Below are 20226 nucleotides of genomic sequence, written 5' to 3'. Positions count from 1 at the left end.
CTTTGCGTTGTTTAGAATCCGTAGCATTGTCCCTTCAGATCCTCAGATCTTTCCGGGCCCCGCCAAAGTAATCGGAATCAGCTGCGAAGCTCTTCTTCACTTTGGTGGGTTTTTGTTCATGCTTCCGTAGCGAGCTTTACTTCGTAAAGCTTGTAGGATAAGCCCTCGACCGATTAGTATTGGTCAGCTCCATGCATTGCTGCACTTCCACCTCCAACCTATCTACCTCGTCGTCTTCAAGGGGTCTTACATACTGGGAAATCTCATCTTGAGGGGGGCTTCACGCTTAGATGCTTTCAGCGCTTATCCCGTCCGTACGTAGCTACCCAGCCATGCTCCTGGCGGAACAACTGGTGCACCAGCGGTACGTCCATCCCGGTCCTCTCGTACTAAGGACAGCTCCTCTCAAATTTCCTACGCCCACGACAGATAGGGACCGAACTGTCTCACGACGTTCTGAACCCAGCTCGCGTACCGCTTTAATGGGCGAACAGCCCAACCCTTGGGACCTACTTCAGCCCCAGGATGCGATGAGCCGACATCGAGGTGCCAAACCTCCCCGTCGATGTGGACTCTTGGGGGAGATAAGCCTGTTATCCCCAGGGTAGCTTTTATCCGTTGAGCGATGGCCCTTCCATGCGGTACCACCGGATCACTAAGCCCGACTTTCGTCCCTGCTCGACTTGTAGGTCTCGCAGTCAAGCTCCCTTATGCCTTTGCACTCTTCGAATGATTTCCAACCATTCTGAGGGAACCTTGGGGCGCCTCCGTTACTCTTTAGGAGGCGACCGCCCCAGTCAAACTGCCCGCCTGACACTGTCCCCGTACCGGATCACGGTACCAGGTTAGAACCTAGATACGATCAGGGTGGTATCCCAACGTCGCCTCCACACAAGCTGGCGCTCATGCTTCAAAGGCTCCCACCTATCCTGTACAGATCGTACCCAAATCCAATATCAAGCTGCAGTAAAGCTCCATGGGGTCTTTCCGTCTTGTCGCGGGTAACCTGCATCTTCACAGGTATTAAAATTTCACCGGATCTCTCGTTGAGACAGCGCCCAAGTCGTTACGCCATTCGTGCGGGTCAGAATTTACCTGACAAGGAATTTCGCTACCTTAGGACCGTTATAGTTACGGCCGCCGTTTACTGGGGCTTCGGTTCACAGCTTCGGGACTAATCCCTAACCGCTCCCCTTAACCTTCCAGCACCGGGCAGGCGTCAGCCCGTATACTTCGCCTTGCGGCTTCGCACAGACCTGTGTTTTTGCTAAACAGTCGCTTGGGCCTTTTCACTGCGGCCCCCTCGGGCTATTCACCCTACCGAGGCACCCCTTCTCCCGAAGTTACGGGGTCATTTTGCCGAGTTCCTTAACGAGAGTTCTTCCGCGCGCCTTAGAATTCTCTTCTCGCCTACCTGTGTCGGTTTGCGGTACGGGCACCTTCACCTGACTAGAGGCTTTTCTTGGCAGTGTGAGATCATGACCTTCGCTACTGTAATTTTCACTCCCCATCACAGCCCAGCCTTACGATGTGCGGATTTGCCTACACATCAGCCTCACTGCTTGGACGGACATCCATCAGTCCGCGTCACTACCCTCCTGCGTCACCCCATCGTTCATAACGGTTTACGGTGGTACAGGAATTTCAACCTGTTGTCCTTCGACTACGCCTTTCGGCCTCGCCTTAGGTCCCGACTTACCCTGAGCGGACGAGCCTTCCTCAGGAAACCTTGGGCTTTCGGCGGATCAGATTCTCACTGATCTTTTCGTTACTCATACCGGCATTCTCACTTGTATGCTGTCCAGCGCTCCTTACGGTACACCTTCAACCTGCATACAACGCTCCCCTACCCCTGAATCGACTTCACTCCGCCTTCGAAGTGTGTTTAACCCCTGAGAGCATTTGGTCATCCTTGATTTCATTTCAAGTCTGACAAAAATGTTCAACTCAGGCTCACTACCTCAAAGAAGCAGTGAAGTCGATTCAAGCCATAGCTTCGGTGGTGTGTTTAGCCCCGTTACATTTTCGGCGCAGAGTCACTCGACCAGTGAGCTATTACGCACTCTTTAAATGGTGGCTGCTTCTAAGCCAACATCCTGGTTGTCTGTGCAACTCCACATCCTTTCCCACTTAACACACACTTGGGGACCTTAGCTGATGGTCTGGGCTGTTTCCCTTTTGACAATGGATCTTAGCACTCACTGTCTGACTCCCGGATATAAGTCTATGGCATTCGGAGTTTGACTGAGCTTGGTAACCCTTGCGGGCCCCGCACCCAATCAGTGCTCTACCTCCACGACTCTAATTTCCGAGGCTAGCCCTAAAGCTATTTCGGGGAGAACCAGCTATCTCCGAGTTCGATTGGAATTTCTCCGCTACCCCCACCTCATCCCCGCACTTTTCAACGTACGTGGGTTCGGGCCTCCAGTGCGTGTTACCGCACCTTCACCCTGGACAGGGGTAGATCACACGGTTTCGGGTCTACGTCCACATACTAAAACGCCCTATTCAGACTCGCTTTCGCTGCGGCTACGGCTTCTCGCCTTAACCTTGCATGGGAACGTAACTCGCCGGTTCATTCTACAAAAGGCACGCCATCACCCCTATAATGGGCTCTGACTTCTTGTAAGCACACGGTTTCAGGTTCTATTTCACTCCCCTTCCGGGGTGCTTTTCACCTTTCCCTCACGGTACTGCTTCACTATCGGTCGCTAGGGAGTATTTAGCCTTAGCAGATGGTCCTGCTGGATTCATACGGGGTTTCACGTGCCCCGCACTACTCGGGATCCGTCTCGGAGGGTTCACATTTTCGATTACAGGGCTTTTACCTTCTATGGCCGGCCTTTCCAGACCTGTTCGTCTAATCTAAACCTTTGTAACTCCATGTGAGACGTCCCACAACCCCAGAGAGCAAGCTCTCTGGTTTAGGCTGTTCCGCGTTCGCTCGCCGCTACTGACGGAATCACTCTTGTTTTCTCTTCCTCCAGGTACTTAGATGTTTCAGTTCCCTGGGTATGCCTCTAGCTGCCCTATGTATTCAGGCAGAAGTGACTGGCTATTACACCAGCCGGGTTTCCCCATTCGGACATCCCCGGATCGAAGCTTGCTTACAGCTCCCCGAGGCAGTATCGTTGTTCGCCACGTCCTTCATCGGCTCCTAGCGCCTAGGCATCCTCCGTGTGCTCTTAGTAGCTTAACCTCAAAGTTTCGCTTGCGAAACTAACTTCGAAAGCATAAACTATGCTCCGGTTGTTGTGCTCATCGCTCTGTTGTCCGCTTGTTTCCTGATTGGATAAAACCACTCAATGGTGAAACAAGCTTCCAAAGGATCGATGATCCCAAAACCTTCGCGTGCTACTTTTGTTACTTGGTCTTTCAATGAAGACACAAGCAGCTAAAAGGATATTTCTAAAACGCAAATTCGTTTCGTTATCTAGTTTTCAAGGATCAAATGATTGATGAAATTGATTTGGTGGAGCCAAGGGGGATCGAACCCCTGACCTCCTGCGTGCAAGGCAGGCGCTCTCCCAGCTGAGCTATAGCCCCTCAAATTCCATCAAAACTGAACAAATGAACGCACGTCATTGTCTTTGCTTTCGCAAAGGATCGGCGACCTTGCGGTCAACCGTATTTGTACCGCTTCGCTACGGAAGCGAGGTACTCCATAGAAAGGAGGTGATCCAGCCGCACCTTCCGATACGGCTACCTTGTTACGACTTCACCCCAATCATCTACCCCACCTTCGGCGGCTGGCTCCCGTAAGGGTTACCCCACCGACTTCGGGTGTTGTAAACTCTCGTGGTGTGACGGGCGGTGTGTACAAGACCCGGGAACGTATTCACCGCGGCATGCTGATCCGCGATTACTAGCAATTCCGACTTCATGCAGGCGAGTTGCAGCCTGCAATCCGAACTGAGACTGGCTTTTTAGGATTGGCTCCACCTCGCGGCTTCGCTTCCCGTTGTACCAGCCATTGTAGTACGTGTGTAGCCCAAGTCATAAGGGGCATGATGATTTGACGTCATCCCCACCTTCCTCCGGTTTGTCACCGGCAGTCACCTTAGAGTGCCCACCTTAAGTGCTGGCAACTAAGATCAAGGGTTGCGCTCGTTGCGGGACTTAACCCAACATCTCACGACACGAGCTGACGACAACCATGCACCACCTGTCTCCTCTGTCCCGAAGGCCGCCTCTATCTCTAGAGGATTCAGAGGGATGTCAAGACTTGGTAAGGTTCTTCGCGTTGCTTCGAATTAAACCACATACTCCACTGCTTGTGCGGGTCCCCGTCAATTCCTTTGAGTTTCAGTCTTGCGACCGTACTCCCCAGGCGGAATGCTTAATGTGTTAACTTCGGCACCAAGGGTATCGAAACCCCTAACACCTAGCATTCATCGTTTACGGCGTGGACTACCAGGGTATCTAATCCTGTTCGCTCCCCACGCTTTCGCGCCTCAGCGTCAGTTACAGCCCAGAGAGTCGCCTTCGCCACTGGTGTTCCTCCACATATCTACGCATTTCACCGCTACACGTGGAATTCCACTCTCCTCTTCTGCACTCAAGTCCCCCAGTTTCCAGTGCGTCCCGAAGTTGAGCCTCGGGTTTAAACACCAGACTTAAAGAACCGCCTGCGCGCGCTTTACGCCCAATAATTCCGGACAACGCTTGCCCCCTACGTATTACCGCGGCTGCTGGCACGTAGTTAGCCGGGGCTTTCTTCTCAGGTACCGTCACTCTCATAGCAGTTACTCTATGAGACGTTCTTCCCTGGCAACAGAGCTTTACGATCCGAAAACCTTCATCACTCACGCGGCGTTGCTCCGTCAGGCTTTCGCCCATTGCGGAAGATTCCCTACTGCTGCCTCCCGTAGGAGTCTGGGCCGTGTCTCAGTCCCAGTGTGGCCGTTCACCCTCTCAGGTCGGCTACGCATCGTCGCCTTGGTGAGCCGTTACCTCACCAACTAGCTAATGCGCCGCAGGCCCATCCTCAAGTGACAGATTGCTCCGCCTTTCATAACTCCGCCATGCAGCGGATTTAATTATCCGGTATTAGCTACCGTTTCCGGTAGTTATCCCAGTCTTGAGGGCAGGTTGCCTACGTGTTACTCACCCGTCCGCCGCTAAGCATCAGGAGTGCAAGCACCCCATCAACTCCGCTCGACTTGCATGTATTAGGCACGCCGCCAGCGTTCGTCCTGAGCCAGGATCAAACTCTCCAATAAAGATCGTCCGAGGACGATCGATTGAAAGAGCGATTAAGCTCATTTAGAAGCTAACGTCTTCACGTTGCTTGTGTTTCATTGACGTGTTCCATTTGTTCAGTTTTCAAGGAACTTGATGTTTCGTCTGTCGCGCCGATCAGTTCAATCAGCAGCGCAGGTTTATATCATATCAAGTTATCGACGTGATGTCAACACTTTTTTTCGACGCCGTTCGACAACCTGCAAAAGCGTTTGTCAAAAGCGATAATTAGTAATATACCACCTGGGCGAAAAATTATCAAGGCTTTTGCTCAAAAAAATCGATCTCCTTTTTATTCCATCATGTTTGCCTTCCGAACTTCGGATTTATTTGCATTTTGTTATTCGAATTCATTGATTTCCACACGAAAAGGTTTTAATGTTAGTTCATTACTGAAACGGCGCATGGTTCATGATTATGCCCACTACATAACACCACTCTATATAAGAAGAAAGGAGTTCCTTCAATGGCGGACAGAAGCGTAGCTCTCCAGAAACCCTCTGCCCCCCCAAGCCCCGTCCATGGCGGGACTCAACAGGCGACGGTATATCGGATACTGCTTGCGATCAGCTTCGTACACTTATTTAATGATTCGATTCAATCAGTCATCCCTGCGATCTTTCCTATTTTAAAAGACAATCTATTTCTAACCTTTACGCAAATCGGCTGGATTTCCTTTGCCATCAACTTTACTTCTTCCCTTATACAGCCGGTTATCGGCTATGCCGCCGACCGCAGGCCGACACCGATTCTTCTGCCGATCGGCATGTGCTTTACGTTCGCCGGCGTGTTCCTTCTTGCGCACGCGCATACCTATTTGCTTGTCATGCTCGCCGTTATACTCATCGGCCTTGGCTCGGCAACCTTCCATCCGGAAGGGATGCGGGTCGCCCATATGGCGGCCGGTATGCGAAAGGGCTTGTCTCAATCGATCTTTCAGGTTGGGGGCAATGCCGGACAATCCCTGGCGCCGCTGCTTACGAAGTTTATTTTTGTACCCTACGGGCAAATCGGAGCGATGGCCTTCACCTTCGTCGCGGGGGCCGGCATCCTCGTCCAGAGCTATGTAGCCAAGTGGTACCACGGGATGCTGAAAGCAGGCTATACCTTCAAAAAGAGAACAGCCGGCAGAACGCTTGATCCTGCCCGTCGCAAAAGCATCTGGAACGCGACCGTCGTGCTCGTCGTCCTCGTGTTCATCCGCTCTTGGTATGGAGCAGCGATCAGCAGCTATTACGCTTTCTATTTAATGGATGCATACAAGATATCGATTGAAAATGCGCAAATTTATATTTTTCTATTCCTGGCTTCGGGAGCCGTAGGCACCTTCTTCGGGGGGCCGCTTGCCGATCGTTACGGACGACGGAATCTGATCATCTTCTCCATGGTCGGGACAGCGCCGATTGCGCTCATCCTGCCTTTCGTGTCTTCATTCTGGGCAGGGGTGCTGCTTGTGATCAGCGGATTCGTGCTTTTATCCAGCTTCTCGGTGACCGTGGTATACGCCCAAATGCTGCATCCCGGCAATATCGGCACGGTCTCTGGGCTAATCACCGGTTTTGCCTTCGGCATGGGCGGCATCGGCTCGCTGGTGCTCGGAAACCTCGGGGACGTCTGGGGAATTGCCAATGTCATGATTGCCGTCGGCTTCCTCCCTCTGCTGGGGCTTCTTGCCTTCTTGCTGCCAAGTGACCGAACGCTCGATCAGTGGTCGAAGGAATAACCGTTTCTGGCGATCCCCTTAAATCACTACGGATAAAGAAACAATGGTTCACACGGTGGCCATTAGCTAGATTAAATGTCCAAGACGCTCGCCATTCGCATTTTTGCGGATCGGATGAGCGTTTTTCTTTTTTTAATGTTAGGAATGGCAGATTGTGAGGGAGCTTTATATGAAAAGAGGCCCCGGTGGTCACCAGTGTCTCAGGGACATGCTTGTTTACTTTATTTTACGGACCAGTTTAATGAACCAATAAAGAAAGATCCACGGCAAAACATAGGTCGTCACCCATTCTATGCTTCGCTGGATCCCACCGCCTTCCGCCCCTTCGGCAACGTCACCCAACACGGTAAGTAGTACGAATACGGGTACGATCGCTATAACAAAATAAATGATGATCTTTTGGGTTTTCAACTTTGTTCGCCTCCCGTTATGCTCGTCCATTATCCTTATTACAAGCATTCGTTCATTGTTCTGTCAATAAAAAAGGGCCCGGCTGCAGCCAGCCGAGTCCCTCGATATAATGATGAGTCGTTGTATCAAAACTTGGGTCAGATTTTATTCAAGTAATCCAGCAGACGGTACACGATGACCGATACTTGCGCCCGGGTCGAAGTCTCTTCAGGTGCAAAGCGGTTTCCGTTCATGCCCTTGACGAGCCCCTGCTCAACTGCAAAAGCGACGGCGGCACGCGCATCAGCCGGAATTTGATTCGCATCGCTGAAGGACAATTTGCCTCCTTCGGACTCCACCTTCAAGGCTTCGGCAATCATCGTGACCATTTCTACCCGAGTCAGCGGGTTCTTCGCTCCCGCTTCCTTGCTGCGGGTATCCCAATCGATGCCTGTCTCAAAGATGCGGTCCAAGAGGGTAGCGAACTCTGCACGGGTTATGGTGGTGTTCGGCGAGAAGCGTCCGGCCCCTGTGCCGTACGTGACGTGCTGCGAGGCGGCAACTTCAATCTCATCCTTGGCCCAGTGACCGCTGATGTCATTGAAGGTTACGCTGTTCTCGGCGGCAACGTAGGATGCCGGAACGTAGATCCGGAAGGTAATGGAGCCTTTAGCGGCAGAATGCAGTAAGCCGGCGGACACCATGTCACCTGTTGCCGACTGCATGTAGGCGCCAACCTTGCGCGCATCCTTCACCTTGGCCGAATCATAGTTAAGTGTCATCAAAATCGAATGCTTGAACTTATCGGCATGCTTCACCGTCACGAGCGGCGAAACAACATTCAAGCTTGCAGGATTTCCTGCCTTGCCGGCAGCTACGGACACCGTCAAATTGAATCCGCTGGCCGTCGTGAAATCATCCAGCGCATCGGCAGGCACCGTCAACGCAAAGCCGTTGCCTTGAATGACCAGCGGCTTGCCTGAGGCTTTTAGCTTATCAACGGTTGCCTTGTTTAAAGTAAATGCAACGTCGCTGTACTTCGTGAAGTCCAGCTTTGATACATCCAGCTTCACTTCCTTGCCGTCTCCGGCAATGCCTGCACTCACTGCGGTTTCAGACAATGCAGCGGTTGCGGATTCGGTGCCATCCGTATTTTTCTTCGTTGTTACTTTGGCATCGCCCGATACTTCAGGAGCCGGTGTGGATGGAGTCGTAGAACCGCCACCGGACGATGATCCGCCTCCTCCGCCGGAGCCACCGCCTGGGTTACCCGGATCCGGGTTGCCAGGACCCGGAGCACCGGTAAGCTGCAGATCAACCGTTGCCGTTCCTTCCAGACCTTGACGGTCCTTGACCGAAAGCTCTACCGTATAGTTGCCCGAGGACAGTCCATCAAGCGGAATGGTAAATGCCCCATCCTGCTCAACATCAAAGCTTCCTTCCTTGGCTATGGATTTGTTGGCTCTCTTGATCGTGTATTTGGCATCGAGCCATTCGCTTACGTCGAAGTCGATTGCCCATTCATCCCACATCGCCGGAGCAGCAGTTACATAGAGATCCTCGATTGTACCGCTTAAGGCAGGCTTATCCTTGCCTGAAAGCTGTACATCTTGTTCTGTATGGATAACCGGCGCTGCTCGTTTGACGAAGAACGGGATGGTGGAGTAATCGGAACTTACTTGCAAATTTGTACCCAAAGCTAAAAGTTCAATGGAGTATAATCCATCCTGAACTTCCACCTCTTGCTCGGTTGCATAATCGCCGTATTTTCCGTTCCAACCGATTGTAAAGGACGTGTTAGCATCAAAGTACCCCTGATTCCCGAAAATTTGGCCAATTATTCCATCACCTTCTACCCCCGCTCCTGGGTTCAGGGTGTCGTACAGATCAGCAATGACGATCTGCATCGGATTATAGAATTCGAATGAAACATTCAATTTCCCAAGATTTCCGTACTGATCCAATGGGAAATGCGGAATATATACCTCTGTATCGTTAAATACTTTGGTGTACTTAATTCCTGTAATCTCTAAATTGAAGTACGCTGCATACGGTACAGAATACGTCCGCGTTCCATTTGTCAGCGTAATATAGCCTTGCTGCTCCGAAACACCCGTAATGCCCTCCGGCACTTCCAGGGTAACGACCAGTTCCTCTTGGCCGTTCAGCGCGAAGGAGGCTTTATCTACCGTCACCGAGACACCCGGCGTCTCAACAGTAGAATTGACTGCGACCTTAAACTCTCCCCCGTTTGCCCCCAGTTGCTCTACCCGGATTTTCTTCTGGACCTTTTTAGCTGTCGTCCCCGTAAAGTTGCCGAAACTGATGCTGCCGGTAATGTTGTCATACTCTTTGCTGGTTCCTTTCTCCTGATAAGTTGTCTTGTCGATGACCTTGACCAACGTGTCCGCTTGAATCGTCTGGAGCGCTTGTACGCGGCCTGCCCCCTGATCATTGACTTCGTACAATTCAGTGTTCAGAACCTTCGCATTGTTCATGAGCGCGACCTTAACATCAAACGGCGACCAATGGCTGTTCTTTTCCAGGATCAGAGCAGCGAGACCAGCAACGTGCGGAGACGCCATGCTCGTGCCCGTGAAGCGATCATACGCTTGGCTGTAATCCGCCTCTGGCGAATCCTTGCCGTATGCCGGTACCGTTGACAGGATGCTCGTTCCTGGTGCTACGACATCCGGTTTAATATCCAGCGTTTTCTTGGCTGGTCCTCTTGAACTCGAGGTGTACATTTCATCCCCTTCGGTTTGGGTCCGCTTGAAATCGGAGAACCGAACTTGAAGGTTCGGATGTTCGCCGAGCAATGTCTTAATCTGCTCCCCCACATCCTTGCTAGTACGGAAGGTCGGGATGAATTGGAAGCTGTCTCCAAGATACGCGATCGGATTATTAGGGTCATTCGTATTGTTGTATATGATAATACCCACGGCTCCCGCTGCCTTCGCACTGGCGATCTTGTCCACGAATGGAATGACGCCTCTTTGAATCAATGCGATTTTGCCTTCAGCGTTTACCCCTTGGAAATCCTCAGGATAACCAAGTCCGCCATAGACCAACTCGAAATCCCCTTGAAGAACATCTTCAGGATCTTCTGCCAAGTTCCAGGCCATCAAATCCATACCATATGTTGCTTCAACAACAGTCAACGGTCCATTCTGCTCATCAACAGAACCGTTCCCATCCTGTTCAAGCGGGAGTTGTCCGTTGGTCGATTCGGTGCCTTCGTTCGTTGACGGGGAGTCTACAGGAGTTCCCTGTTCCGAGTCTTGCTTAGTCGATGTACCGGTTGCTGGTACGCTTGTGTCTTCTTCCGTATGACCGGATAGGTTCGATGCCTCTCCATGGCTCTCGGCCTCCGGTTCTGACGCTCCTGCAGATGGTTCTTGTCCAAGATCGGCTTCACCTGCATCCCTTCCTTCTTCCGGAACTGGCTGTTGATCCGGCTGCGTTGCATTCCCCAGCTCTGCCGGAGGATCGCTCGGTTCCGTATTATCGGGCTGATCGCTCTCAAGATCCTCTTCCGCGTAAAAATAACCGGTGGCTGCAATCTCATCACTTGGTCCCGTCGAGTTACCTACAGTTATGGCAAATGCGGAGGTGGCCGGTGACCCGGCCGTCCAGCGGTTCGGACCGCTATTGCCGCTCGCAACAACCGGTGTTACGCCGGCCAATGCGGCATTGTTAACCGCAACCGATGTCACATAATCCGGATCATTGCGGGAATTACCCAGGGATAAGTTGATGACATCCATACCATCCTGAACGGCGCGGTCAATGCCGCCAACCACCCAGCTGGAATAACCGCTGCCGTATGGTCCAAGGACTCGATAAGCGTAAATGCTCGCTTCCGGCGCAATTCCCACAACACCGAATTCGCCTGCTTCCCGTGCAGCAATCGTTCCCGCTACATGTGTTCCATGATCAGTCCAATAGGTGCTTCCATTGTCATCTACCGGAGCCGGATTGGTAGGATCGTTCTCCCAATCAAGAGGCGTTGCTTCATAAGGGTCATTGTCATTATCAACGAAGTCATATCCCCCCTTATAGGCGTCCTTCAAGTTCGGATGCTCGTAATCAATGCCGGTATCAATGACACCGACCTTGATGCCCTTCCCGGTGTATCCCAAATCCCACACGTCTGGTGCCCCGATAAAAGGACCCGTATCCTTCATGTAAGGCTTGACTTCGTCAACCTTCGGACCCGCCGTTACTTCCAGATCCGGATACACACCAAGCACGCCAGGGATCTCAAGCAGTGCTTCGACTTGGCTCCCTTCGATCTCCATGGAAAGACCGTTGAATGCATAGCTATATTGATTTGAAACGTCGTGATTGATATTTTTGGAGTCAAGGCTGTCTATAAATTTCTGCTGCTGCTGTTCCACTTGGGCTTCCGCCTGCGCTTCCATCGATGACGTAAAAGATCTGCCCGACAGTGCGGAAATTCCCTTCTTTAACGCAACAGGCTCGGCCGATAATTCAACAATGACTCTGGTCGGACCTCCCGTTGATTTCCTTAGACTCTGATCGAGTTCAGGAAACTCGGCCAGCTTCGCCCGATGCTCTAACATCTGCTTCAATTGGAATGCTTCTTCGGTGCTTAACGAACTGCTAAGCTCTTGCGATCCTTCCGTAGGAGCCGCAGCTGCAGGTACGACTAGAGATAGTGCCAATAGTAAACTTAATAGAATAGATAACCATCTTTTACTCAAAGCTTTGCTCCTCCCCGAAACATAATGTATAAAGCCATGAAACAGGGTCTTGAAACTAGCAGCAAAAACGCCTCTCTATCACCTCTTTCCATGAAAGACTGACCCGTGGTAAATTACTTCGAGGTGTGAATTTTATATTCCTTCATCCTTTTCTGTATTTATTTGTTAAGTATTGTCGGAAGGATAGGAGGTTTTGGCGAAAGCTCGAATAGTAGGGTCCAGCATCATTTCCATGCCTATAAGGCTGCATGGAGTTGCCATCGTAAATCGTCCTGCAGAGATTTTCACTGCAAAAAAATAGCGACACAGGAACCACTCCTGCATCGCTATTTCAAACTAATTTATTGAGCTGTTGAATTTGGCGGCCTCATCTCGCCGAGTTCAATCCATTCAGCTTGCTCAAGCTTCGTTCAAAAGCCGCACAAACTCTTCTTCGTTATCCAAAATATCAATCCCGAGCTGCTGCGCCTTCGCCAGCTTGCTTCCGGCCTTCTCGCCGGCAATCAGCAGGTCCGTCTTCTTGGAGACGCTGCCCGTCACTTTGGCTCCTAGCGCCTCCAGGCGCTCGGTGGCCTCCTCGCGGGTGAGCAGGTGCAGCGTGCCGGTCAGTACGACCGTCTTGCCGCTGAAGAACGAGTCGGTGCTCACCGGCTTCGGCGCCTCCGGTGCCTTCGCCTGCACGCCGAGCGACAGCATCTTCTCGATGCTCGCGCGATTGAACGGATCCGCGAAATATCCGGCAATGCTCTCGGCCACGATGCCGCCAACGTCCGGCAGCTCCACCAGTTCCTCGGCGGTAGCCTCCATCACGCGGTGAAGATCCCGATAATGGTCCGCAAGCATCTTGGTCGTGGATTTACCGGTATTCGGGATGCCTAGCGCGAACAGAAACGCAGCGAGATCCCGCTCCTTGCTCTTCTCGATCGCATCCAGCAGGTTTTGCGCCTTCTTCTCCCCGAACCGCTCCAGCTTAACCAAGCTGTCGAAGGACAGCGTGTACAGATCGGCCGGCTCCCGCACGCCCAGCTCCTCGTACAGCTGGATCGCCGTCTTGTCGCTGAACGTCTCGATATCCATCGCATCCCGCGACGCAAAATGCGTAATCCGCGCCACGATCTGCGGCTTGCACCCCGTCTTGTTATTGCAGAACAGGTGCGCGCCGCGCTGCTCCAGCGGGAATCCGCAGGACGGACATGCCTCCGGATACAGAATCTCCTCGCCGTCATTCTCTTCCGTGACCTTGCCGAGGATTTCCGGGATGACGTCGTTCGAACGGCGGATAAAGACGCGGGTACCGAGGGCGAACTTGAGATTTTTGCGCTCAATATCCCCGATATTGTTCAGCGTGCAGTTCTGTACCGTAACGCCTGCCAGCTCGACTGGTTCGACGCGCGCAAGCGGGGTGATTTTTCCCGTGCGGCCCACGTTCCAGGATACCGACTGCAGCACCGTAGTTGTCTCTTCCGCTTCGAATTTGTAAGCAACCGCCCAACGCGGGAATTTATCCGTATACCCGAGCGCCTCGCGAGTTCGGAAATCGGTCACCTTCACGACGGCCCCGTCGATCAGGTAGTCCAGCTCGGAGCGGCGTTTCTCGATGTCGGCCAGCTGCTCCATCACGTCATCGAACTGCTCAAAATAGAAAATATACGGATTCACCTTGAACCGGTTCTCCCGCAGGAAGTCCATCATTTCCTTGTGGTCCTTAAACGCGACGCCGTCCGAGTAACCAATGTTGTAAAAATAAGCGTTCAGCTTGCGCTCGGCCGTTACCTTCGGATTCAGGTTGCGCAGTGCGCCAGCCGCGGCGTTGCGTGCATTTTTAAGAGGCTCAACCGCCGCCTTATTGTATTCCTCCAGCACCGACAGATTCATGATGCCCTCGCCCTGCACTTCGATCGTTCCTTCCGTGTACGGAATCGTGAGCGGAACCGATTTGATTGTCTTCACCTGGGAGAGGATGCCCTCGCCCACCACGCCGTTCCCCCGCGTCGAGGCTTGGATGAGCTTGCCGTTCTGATACGTCAAATTCAGCGTAAGCCCATCGAACTTCAGCTCAAGCGCGTAGCAAGGGGTCGGCAGCGGGCTGCCGGGATTCTTCGTATTGTAGTCATTAACCAGCCGGACGACCCGGTCATGCCAGGTACGAAGCTGCTCGATGTTCTGGGCTTTGTCCAAGCTCCAGAGCGGCGCCAAATGGCGATGCGGCGTAAATCCCTTCAAAATCTCCCCGCCCACCCGCTGGGTAGGGGAATCCGGAAGCGTGACCCCGGTCTCTCTCTCCAATGCTACCAGCTGGTCATATAAGGCATCATATTCCTTATCGCTCACGAGCGGCTGATCCAGCGTGTAGTAATGGTAATTGTATCGGTTGAGCTCCGCGATGAGCTTCTCCATCTGTTCCTTGAACTCCATGCAGGGGGAATCCTCCTTTAATATAATACGGGCATCATTCTTCGAACCGTCGAAGCAGGTTATTGCGAGCTTATGCTTGCAGTTACAGTGCTTCCTGCTTTCCTATCTCTTACGTCTCTAATTCTAGCCTTTATTCCACTTTCGTAATCGGAGCGAAGCCGGCCAGCAGCCGTTTTACGCCGACCGGTGCCGGGAACGCGATCTGCAGCTCCATGTCGTTGCCGCTGCCTTTGACCGCGACGATCGTGCCGGTGCCCCATTTGCCATGGGCTACTTTATCGCCGGCTTTGAAATCCGAGCTACCGCCGGCTGCAGCCTGACGGGCCGCCCCGCCTGTCGCCATCGTCACACGGCTCTTCGAAGCGGTCTGGGCGGATGCGGTTGAGCCTCCAAGCGACAGATCGCTCGTGCGGGATGCGCCGAAGTTGCTGCCTCCCCCGCCGCCAAAGCCGCGGCCGGCATACGAGCCGCCGACATTGCCGCCGCCTCCGCGGCGGTAGCGGTCATGGGCCATCTGCGTGTCTTCCTTCAGTTCATCCGGAATTTCATCCAGGAAGCGCGAAGGCGGATTGGCCGTGGTCCGGCCGAACAAAGTCCGCATGCGGGCACAGGACAGGAATAATTGCTTTTCCGCACGCGTTATGCCTACATAGGCAAGGCGACGCTCTTCCTCCAGCTCTTCATTGTCCATAAAAGCACGGCTGTGCGGGAATACGCCCTCCTCCATGCCAATAATGAAAACAACCGGGAATTCAAGTCCCTTGGCGCTGTGCATCGTCATCAGCACGACCGCATCGCTCTTGTCTTCCTCGTCGTCATTCATCGTGTCGATATCCGCGATCAAGGCGAGATCCGTCAGGAAGGAGACGAGCGACTTATCCTCATTGTTCTTCTCGAACTCCTGGGTCACCGACAGGAATTCGTCGATGTTCTCGAGCCGGGAACGGGATTCGAGCGTGTTTTCATTTTGCAGCTCAAGCCGGTATTCCGACATCTCGAGCATTTTCTCGGTGAGCTCCGTCACGGACAGGTACTCCACCATTTTGTTCAGTGCGTCAATCATGTCGTAGAAATTAACGAGCGCGTTGCGCGTCCGCCCGGCGAAGCCGAGATCATCCACAACCTCCAGCACACGGAAAATCGAGATGCCCCGCTCTGCGGCGGCAGCCGCAAGCTTCGCTACCGTCGTATCCCCGATGCTCCGCTTCGGTACGTTAATGATTCGCGTCAAGCTGATATCGTCATCCGGGTTGGAAATGAGGCGCAGATAGGCCAGCATATCCTTAATCTCTTTGCGGTCGTAGAACTTGATGCCCCCGACGATCTGGTACGGAATGTCCGACTTGATCAGAATTTCCTCGATCACCCGCGACTGGGCGTTCGTCCGGTAGAGAATCGCATGGTCCGCGTAGTTTTTGCCGGCCTTGATGTTCTTGCTGATCTCCGAAGTCACAAAATATCCCTCGTCATGCTCCGTATCCCCGCGGAACACCTTGATCTTCGGCCCTTCCCCCTGCTCGGTCCACAGGTTTTTCGGCTTGCGGCCGGTATTGAGGGCGATCACGTTGTTGGCGGCATTCAGGATGTTCGATGTGGAACGGTAATTCTGCTCCAGCAGAATCGTCCGCGCCTCCGGATAATCCTCCTCAAAATTCAGGATGTTCGTGATATCCGCGCCGCGCCAGCGATAGATGGACTGGTCGCTGTCGCCGACGACGCAAATCCGGTGATGGCTGTCGGCCAGCATCCGGCACAGCATATACTGCGCCCGGTTCGTATCCTGGTATTCATCCACATGGATATACTGGAATTTGCGCTGGTAGAAATCAAGCACTTCCGGCACTTCCTTGAACAGCTGGATCGTCGTCATGATCAGATCGTCAAAATCGAGGGAGTTGTTGCTCTTCAGACGCTTCTGGTAATCCACATACACCTTGGCGACCAAGCTCTCGAAATAATCTCCCGCTTTCTGCTCATATTGCTGCGGAGTAATCAGCTCGTTCTTTGCCGCGCTAATGGCGGCTTGTACAGCCTTCGGTTCAAATTTCTTAGGATCGATATTGTGGTGCTTCATCACATTCCGGATCACGGATAATTGGTCGGTCGAGTCCAGGATGCTGAAATTCGACGTAAAGCCAAGCCGTTCAATATCCCTGCGCAAAATACGCACGCACATCGAGTGGAACGTCGATACCCAGATATCCTGCCCTTCCCGCCCGACGAGCTTCGAGACCCGCTCCTGCATTTCGCGGGCGGCTTTATTGGTAAAGGTGATCGCCAGGATGCTCCAAGGCGCCGCCTTGCGCGTGGCGATCAGGTACGCGATCCGGTGCGTCAGCACCCGCGTCTTGCCGGAGCCCGCTCCGGCCATGATGAGCAGCGGTCCGTCAGTGGCCTCCACAGCCTGCCGCTGCTGGGGATTGAGGCGCTTGATCGCCTCATGTATATCAATGGAATGCATAAAGATTGCCTCCTAAGGTGTAAATTTGAGCAATGTGCGTCGTGTTGTGTTTTTTCAAAAAATGGGGTTGTACAAAAAGGTCCGGGGTCTGTATAAGGAATGTTCGGCGGTCTAATTTGTCCTCTGTGGACTAATACTCATATGCATCGAGACTATAGGAATCGGGCATCAGGTGTCAGCCTTTCACCGCACTGACCGTCGCCAGTGCCTGCTCCAGGTCATCATAAACGATATTGCCCACGATGATGGTATCGGCGCATGCCGCAGCCTCAGCTGCCCGCTCTGCGTTCGTGATTCCCCCGCCGTAAAATAGACGGGCCTGATCAAGCGATCGGCGCACCTTGCGGACGGTCTCCATATCGCCAAACGCACCGCTGTATTCCAAATAGACGACCGGCAGCTGCATGAGCTTGTCCGCCACTTGAGCGTAAGCTGCGGCAGAGCTTGCATCCAGCGCGGTATTCGCTCCTGTCAGCTCGGCAACGGCCGCATCCGGATTCAGCACAATATAGCCCTCCGCCACGACCAGCTCCCACGGAATCATATAACCATACCGCTCGATTCCTTCATGATGGCGGCCGAGTATCCATGTCGGATCCCCGGTATTCAGCACCATGGGAATCATGTATAGATCAAATCCGGGTACAACGGCTTCCAGATCGGACACCTCCTGCACGCACGGCAGCTCATAGCGGCGAACACGGGACAGGAGATCCACCGTATTTTCATAGGTAACGCCGGTCGAGCCTCCTACCATAATCGCATCGGTTCCTGACATGCATACCGCATCAAGGGCATCGTCGGCGATCTCCTTGTCGGGATCCAGCTTAAACACATGCCGCCAGGATTGTATCAAATCTTTCAAGCGTCATACCTCCACGTTCACGGGTTACTATTATACTAAATTAAGTCTATGCCAGCACGGTATGCAAGTCAATTTATGTTCGCATAAAATACGAACATTTTTTTGGTAATGGCGGGGAAGCGAGGGATGTGCGCTCAAACCGTTTCATGGCGGTTGCAGTGAATGGAACGCGATGAGCATAAAAAACCCAACCCTCCCCGTTAGCGGGAGAAGATTGGGCAAAGCTTCAAGCATCCGGTTATTGTGTTACTTTTTTGCGGTGTTGTTTGGTTTCAGTACGTGGATGTACCATTTTAAACCGGCTTTATGATTGAACAAGCTTACCTTATCCACTACCTCAAACGACCCGCAAGTCTCGATCTCTTGAATTTTGTGTTCCACCATGGCGTAATCGGGATCCTGCTGGTTTTTGTGCGAATACATCGATGTGACGATAACTCCGCCCGGCGTAAGAAACTCGGCGTATTCCAGCAGCTTGGCCGGCGTGTTCGGGACATACTGCAGCGATTCGTTAAAGACGATGACGTCGAAGGATCTCGGCGGCGTGTAATGATTGATGTCGGCGCAATGGAAAATAGGGCTGTCCGTTTTCCCCGAGGCGATTTTGATCGCTTCCTCCGACAGATCGACGCCTACATATGCCGGCTTTTCCTGCTCCGTCAGCAGATCGTACAGATTGCCCGCACCGCATCCCATATCCAAAATCCCCTCAGTCGCGGCAAACTTCCGAATGTAGCCGTATACGACGGAATACCGGGCGTACTCGGTCATATCGGATAAGTAATCCCAAATCTGCGCTTTATACTCTTCGTCCCATTGCTGTTTGCTGCTTTCAATGAAATCTTGAATCATTTTTTCCATGGATGGATTCCCTCCCCATGCGGAATGAATAGTAAGTCTTCAAGTATTCATGCTTGGACAAACGTACTGCAACGTAACCAGGAGAATCTGGATGGTAAGGAGCCTTTTCCAAAACTTGGATTAGCGGGTTGTTAGTGCAAGAGGTTCAAGAGGTTCAAGAGGTTCAAGAGGTGCAAGAAGTGCAAGAAGTGCAAGAAGTGCAAGAAGTGCAAGAAGTGCAAGAAGTGCAAGAAGTACAAGAAAGCTCAGGAAGCACAAGAAGGTACAAGAATTACAGAGTGTGATCAAACTTGCAGAAAAGCTGCATGTAGTACATGGCGAAGGTGATTTAAGATTCATGCTAGTGAGGAATAAACATAAAGTCACATACTTTATTTTCGGTACAAACAAACAATGCTTGCGGCTTCGTTATAATATCACAATCATCCATATTATGTAAATCATACTGAAGTATGGAATATTAGTCGGCTGGGCATTTTTCGGACAAAGGTTTCGTCCAGGTTAAAATCCGACCGGAAGGTAAGGGGAGAGGCCGTCAGGGCCGCGAGCAGGTTCAGCACGAAGAGTCGCACAAGCAGTGCGGTTATTTTTGGAGTGCATAACGCAGGCTGATCTTTTCCAGCTCCGGTTCGGTAAGCAGGTCGGAATAGACGCCGTACACGCCCCATTTTTCATAATTGTTCACCGTATTGGCGTCGTTGATGGTGTGCACATACGTGACGGCCCCCGCTTCCTTCAGCTTCGCGACAAAGTTGGGATTTACCCGGTGCTCCGGCATGGTTACGGCGTCGATATGATTCGCTTTCACGAACGCAATGATCCGCTCCGGCGAGTCTGTTGTCGCATACAGCGTGTAAATGATGGAGGAAAACGGGTAGATCTCCCTCACCATATCCAGCATCGGTTCATTGTAAATCTGGATCACCACCCGATCAAGCAATGCCGGATCCCGAGCCAAGGCAGCCTCTGTCAGCTCCGTCAAGAGCAGCCGGATGTCTTCATCCTTCTGTTCTTTCGTATCGGTCACGATATAGATATTCGGAACGCTGGCCATCAAATCCATCACCGCATCCACATCCATCGGCTGGTATCGCTCCAATATCGGCGTCTCCATAAACTCCTCGTGGGTCAGACGTGCCCCCTGCTTCTCCTTCGGCAACTGATCCAGCTGGCCAAGCTGTTCGCTCATGCTCGCCGTCCACTCATGCCGTGCTACGACCTTTCGATCAGCCGTCAGCATAAAGTCGATCTCGAATACCCGGGTGCCCTGCTTATAATTAGCGACCATCGCCTCATATGCATTCGTATACGGCTGATCTCCGATACTCCCCGCTGCATGGGCAATTAGACGATAGGCCGTAAAGCCCTGCCGCTCTTCCGAACCATCCTGTATATAGACCAGCATAAGTATCACCACTACCGAGAACAATGCACCAACCACCGTCATTCGCCTCATAATATCCCCGCCTCACCGTAGTCTAGTTGCGTATTCGTCTGTTTGCTAGGTTAATACCCGCCAGGCCAAGGTACCAAACGAAAAAAC

Annotated in this window: 8 protein-coding genes, 1 tRNA gene and 2 rRNA genes; 1 reads left to right on the top strand and 10 read right to left on the bottom strand. The window is 52.5% G+C overall.

Annotated features, from left to right (window positions below; genetic code table 11):
- Positions 1–153: 153 nt before the first annotated feature.
- From MKX76_RS25745 to MKX76_RS25735, 3 genes are all read right to left on the bottom strand, one after another.
- A 23S ribosomal RNA gene (locus tag MKX76_RS25745) occupies positions 154–3199 on the bottom strand.
- Between the two features lie 271 nt (positions 3200–3470).
- Positions 3471–3546: transfer RNA gene (locus tag MKX76_RS25740), tRNA-Ala, on the bottom strand.
- Between the two features lie 122 nt (positions 3547–3668).
- Positions 3669–5222: ribosomal RNA gene (locus MKX76_RS25735) — 16S ribosomal RNA — on the bottom strand.
- The 16S and 23S rRNA genes sit together here with 1 tRNA gene alongside, the layout of an rRNA operon.
- Positions 5223–5707: 485 nt before the next feature.
- Here MKX76_RS25735 and MKX76_RS25730 point away from each other — a divergent pair.
- Positions 5708–6964: an MFS transporter gene (locus MKX76_RS25730; protein WP_341034831.1), complete on the top strand. Its 1257-nt coding sequence runs from the start codon at positions 5708–5710 to the stop codon at positions 6962–6964.
- A gap of 216 nt (positions 6965–7180) precedes the next feature.
- On the opposite strand, the gene MKX76_RS25725 is transcribed toward MKX76_RS25730, so the two are convergent.
- The 7 genes from MKX76_RS25725 to MKX76_RS25695 all read right to left on the bottom strand — a co-directional run bounded on the left by MKX76_RS25725 (position 7181) and on the right by MKX76_RS25695 (position 20139).
- Complete coding sequence (locus MKX76_RS25725) at positions 7181–7375, bottom strand: hypothetical protein (protein WP_007132219.1); 195 nt, start codon at positions 7373–7375, stop codon at positions 7181–7183.
- Positions 7376–7512: 137 nt separating this feature from the next.
- Positions 7513–12081 (bottom strand): S8 family serine peptidase, encoded by a 4569-nt coding sequence (locus MKX76_RS25720; RefSeq protein WP_341034830.1) that lies wholly within the window; start codon positions 12079–12081, stop codon positions 7513–7515.
- A 399-nt stretch (positions 12082–12480) separates the two neighbouring features.
- On the bottom strand, positions 12481–14496 hold the full coding sequence (gene ligA, locus MKX76_RS25715; RefSeq protein ID WP_341034829.1) for an NAD-dependent DNA ligase LigA: 2016 nt from the start codon (positions 14494–14496) through the stop codon (positions 12481–12483).
- Between the two features lie 130 nt (positions 14497–14626).
- Positions 14627–16957 carry a DNA helicase PcrA gene (gene pcrA, locus MKX76_RS25710; protein WP_341034828.1) on the bottom strand — a complete coding sequence of 777 codons (2331 nt, stop codon included), beginning with the start codon at positions 16955–16957 and terminating at the stop codon, positions 14627–14629.
- A 175-nt stretch (positions 16958–17132) separates the two neighbouring features.
- The gene (locus MKX76_RS25705; protein ID WP_007132223.1) at positions 17133–17822 is read right to left on the bottom strand and encodes a heptaprenylglyceryl phosphate synthase; all 690 of its coding nucleotides are present in this window, start codon (positions 17820–17822) and stop codon (positions 17133–17135) included.
- A gap of 246 nt (positions 17823–18068) precedes the next feature.
- A complete protein-coding gene (locus MKX76_RS25700; protein WP_341034827.1) occupies positions 18069–18683 on the bottom strand; it encodes a class I SAM-dependent methyltransferase in 615 nt (204 codons plus the stop codon).
- A 583-nt stretch (positions 18684–19266) separates the two neighbouring features.
- On the bottom strand, positions 19267–20139 hold the full coding sequence (locus tag MKX76_RS25695; protein WP_341034826.1) for a phosphatidylinositol-specific phospholipase C/glycerophosphodiester phosphodiesterase family protein: 873 nt from the start codon (positions 20137–20139) through the stop codon (positions 19267–19269).
- Positions 20140–20226: the final 87 nt, after the last annotated feature.

Source organism: Paenibacillus sp. FSL R5-0810 (assembly GCF_038002285.1).
Classification (GTDB): domain Bacteria; phylum Bacillota; class Bacilli; order Paenibacillales; family Paenibacillaceae; genus Paenibacillus_AQ; species Paenibacillus_AQ lactis.
The sequence above is the reverse complement of the archived record's forward strand: the minus strand, read 5'-3'. Positions and strand labels throughout refer to the sequence as shown.

What these genes read in the sequence shown, in the direction of transcription:
- MKX76_RS25730 (WP_341034831.1), top strand. Translation starts at nt 5,708, where the DNA reads ATGGCGGACAGAAGCGTAGCTCTCCAGAAACCCTCTGCCCCCCCAAGC.
- ligA (WP_341034829.1), bottom strand. Translation starts at nt 14,496, where the DNA reads ATGGAGTTCAAGGAACAGATGGAGAAGCTCATCGCGGAGCTCAACCGA.
- pcrA (WP_341034828.1), bottom strand. Translation starts at nt 16,957, where the DNA reads ATGCATTCCATTGATATACATGAGGCGATCAAGCGCCTCAATCCCCAG.
- MKX76_RS25700 (WP_341034827.1), bottom strand. Translation starts at nt 18,683, where the DNA reads ATGGAAAAAATGATTCAAGATTTCATTGAAAGCAGCAAACAGCAATGG.
- MKX76_RS25695 (WP_341034826.1), bottom strand. Translation starts at nt 20,139, where the DNA reads ATGAGGCGAATGACGGTGGTTGGTGCATTGTTCTCGGTAGTGGTGATA.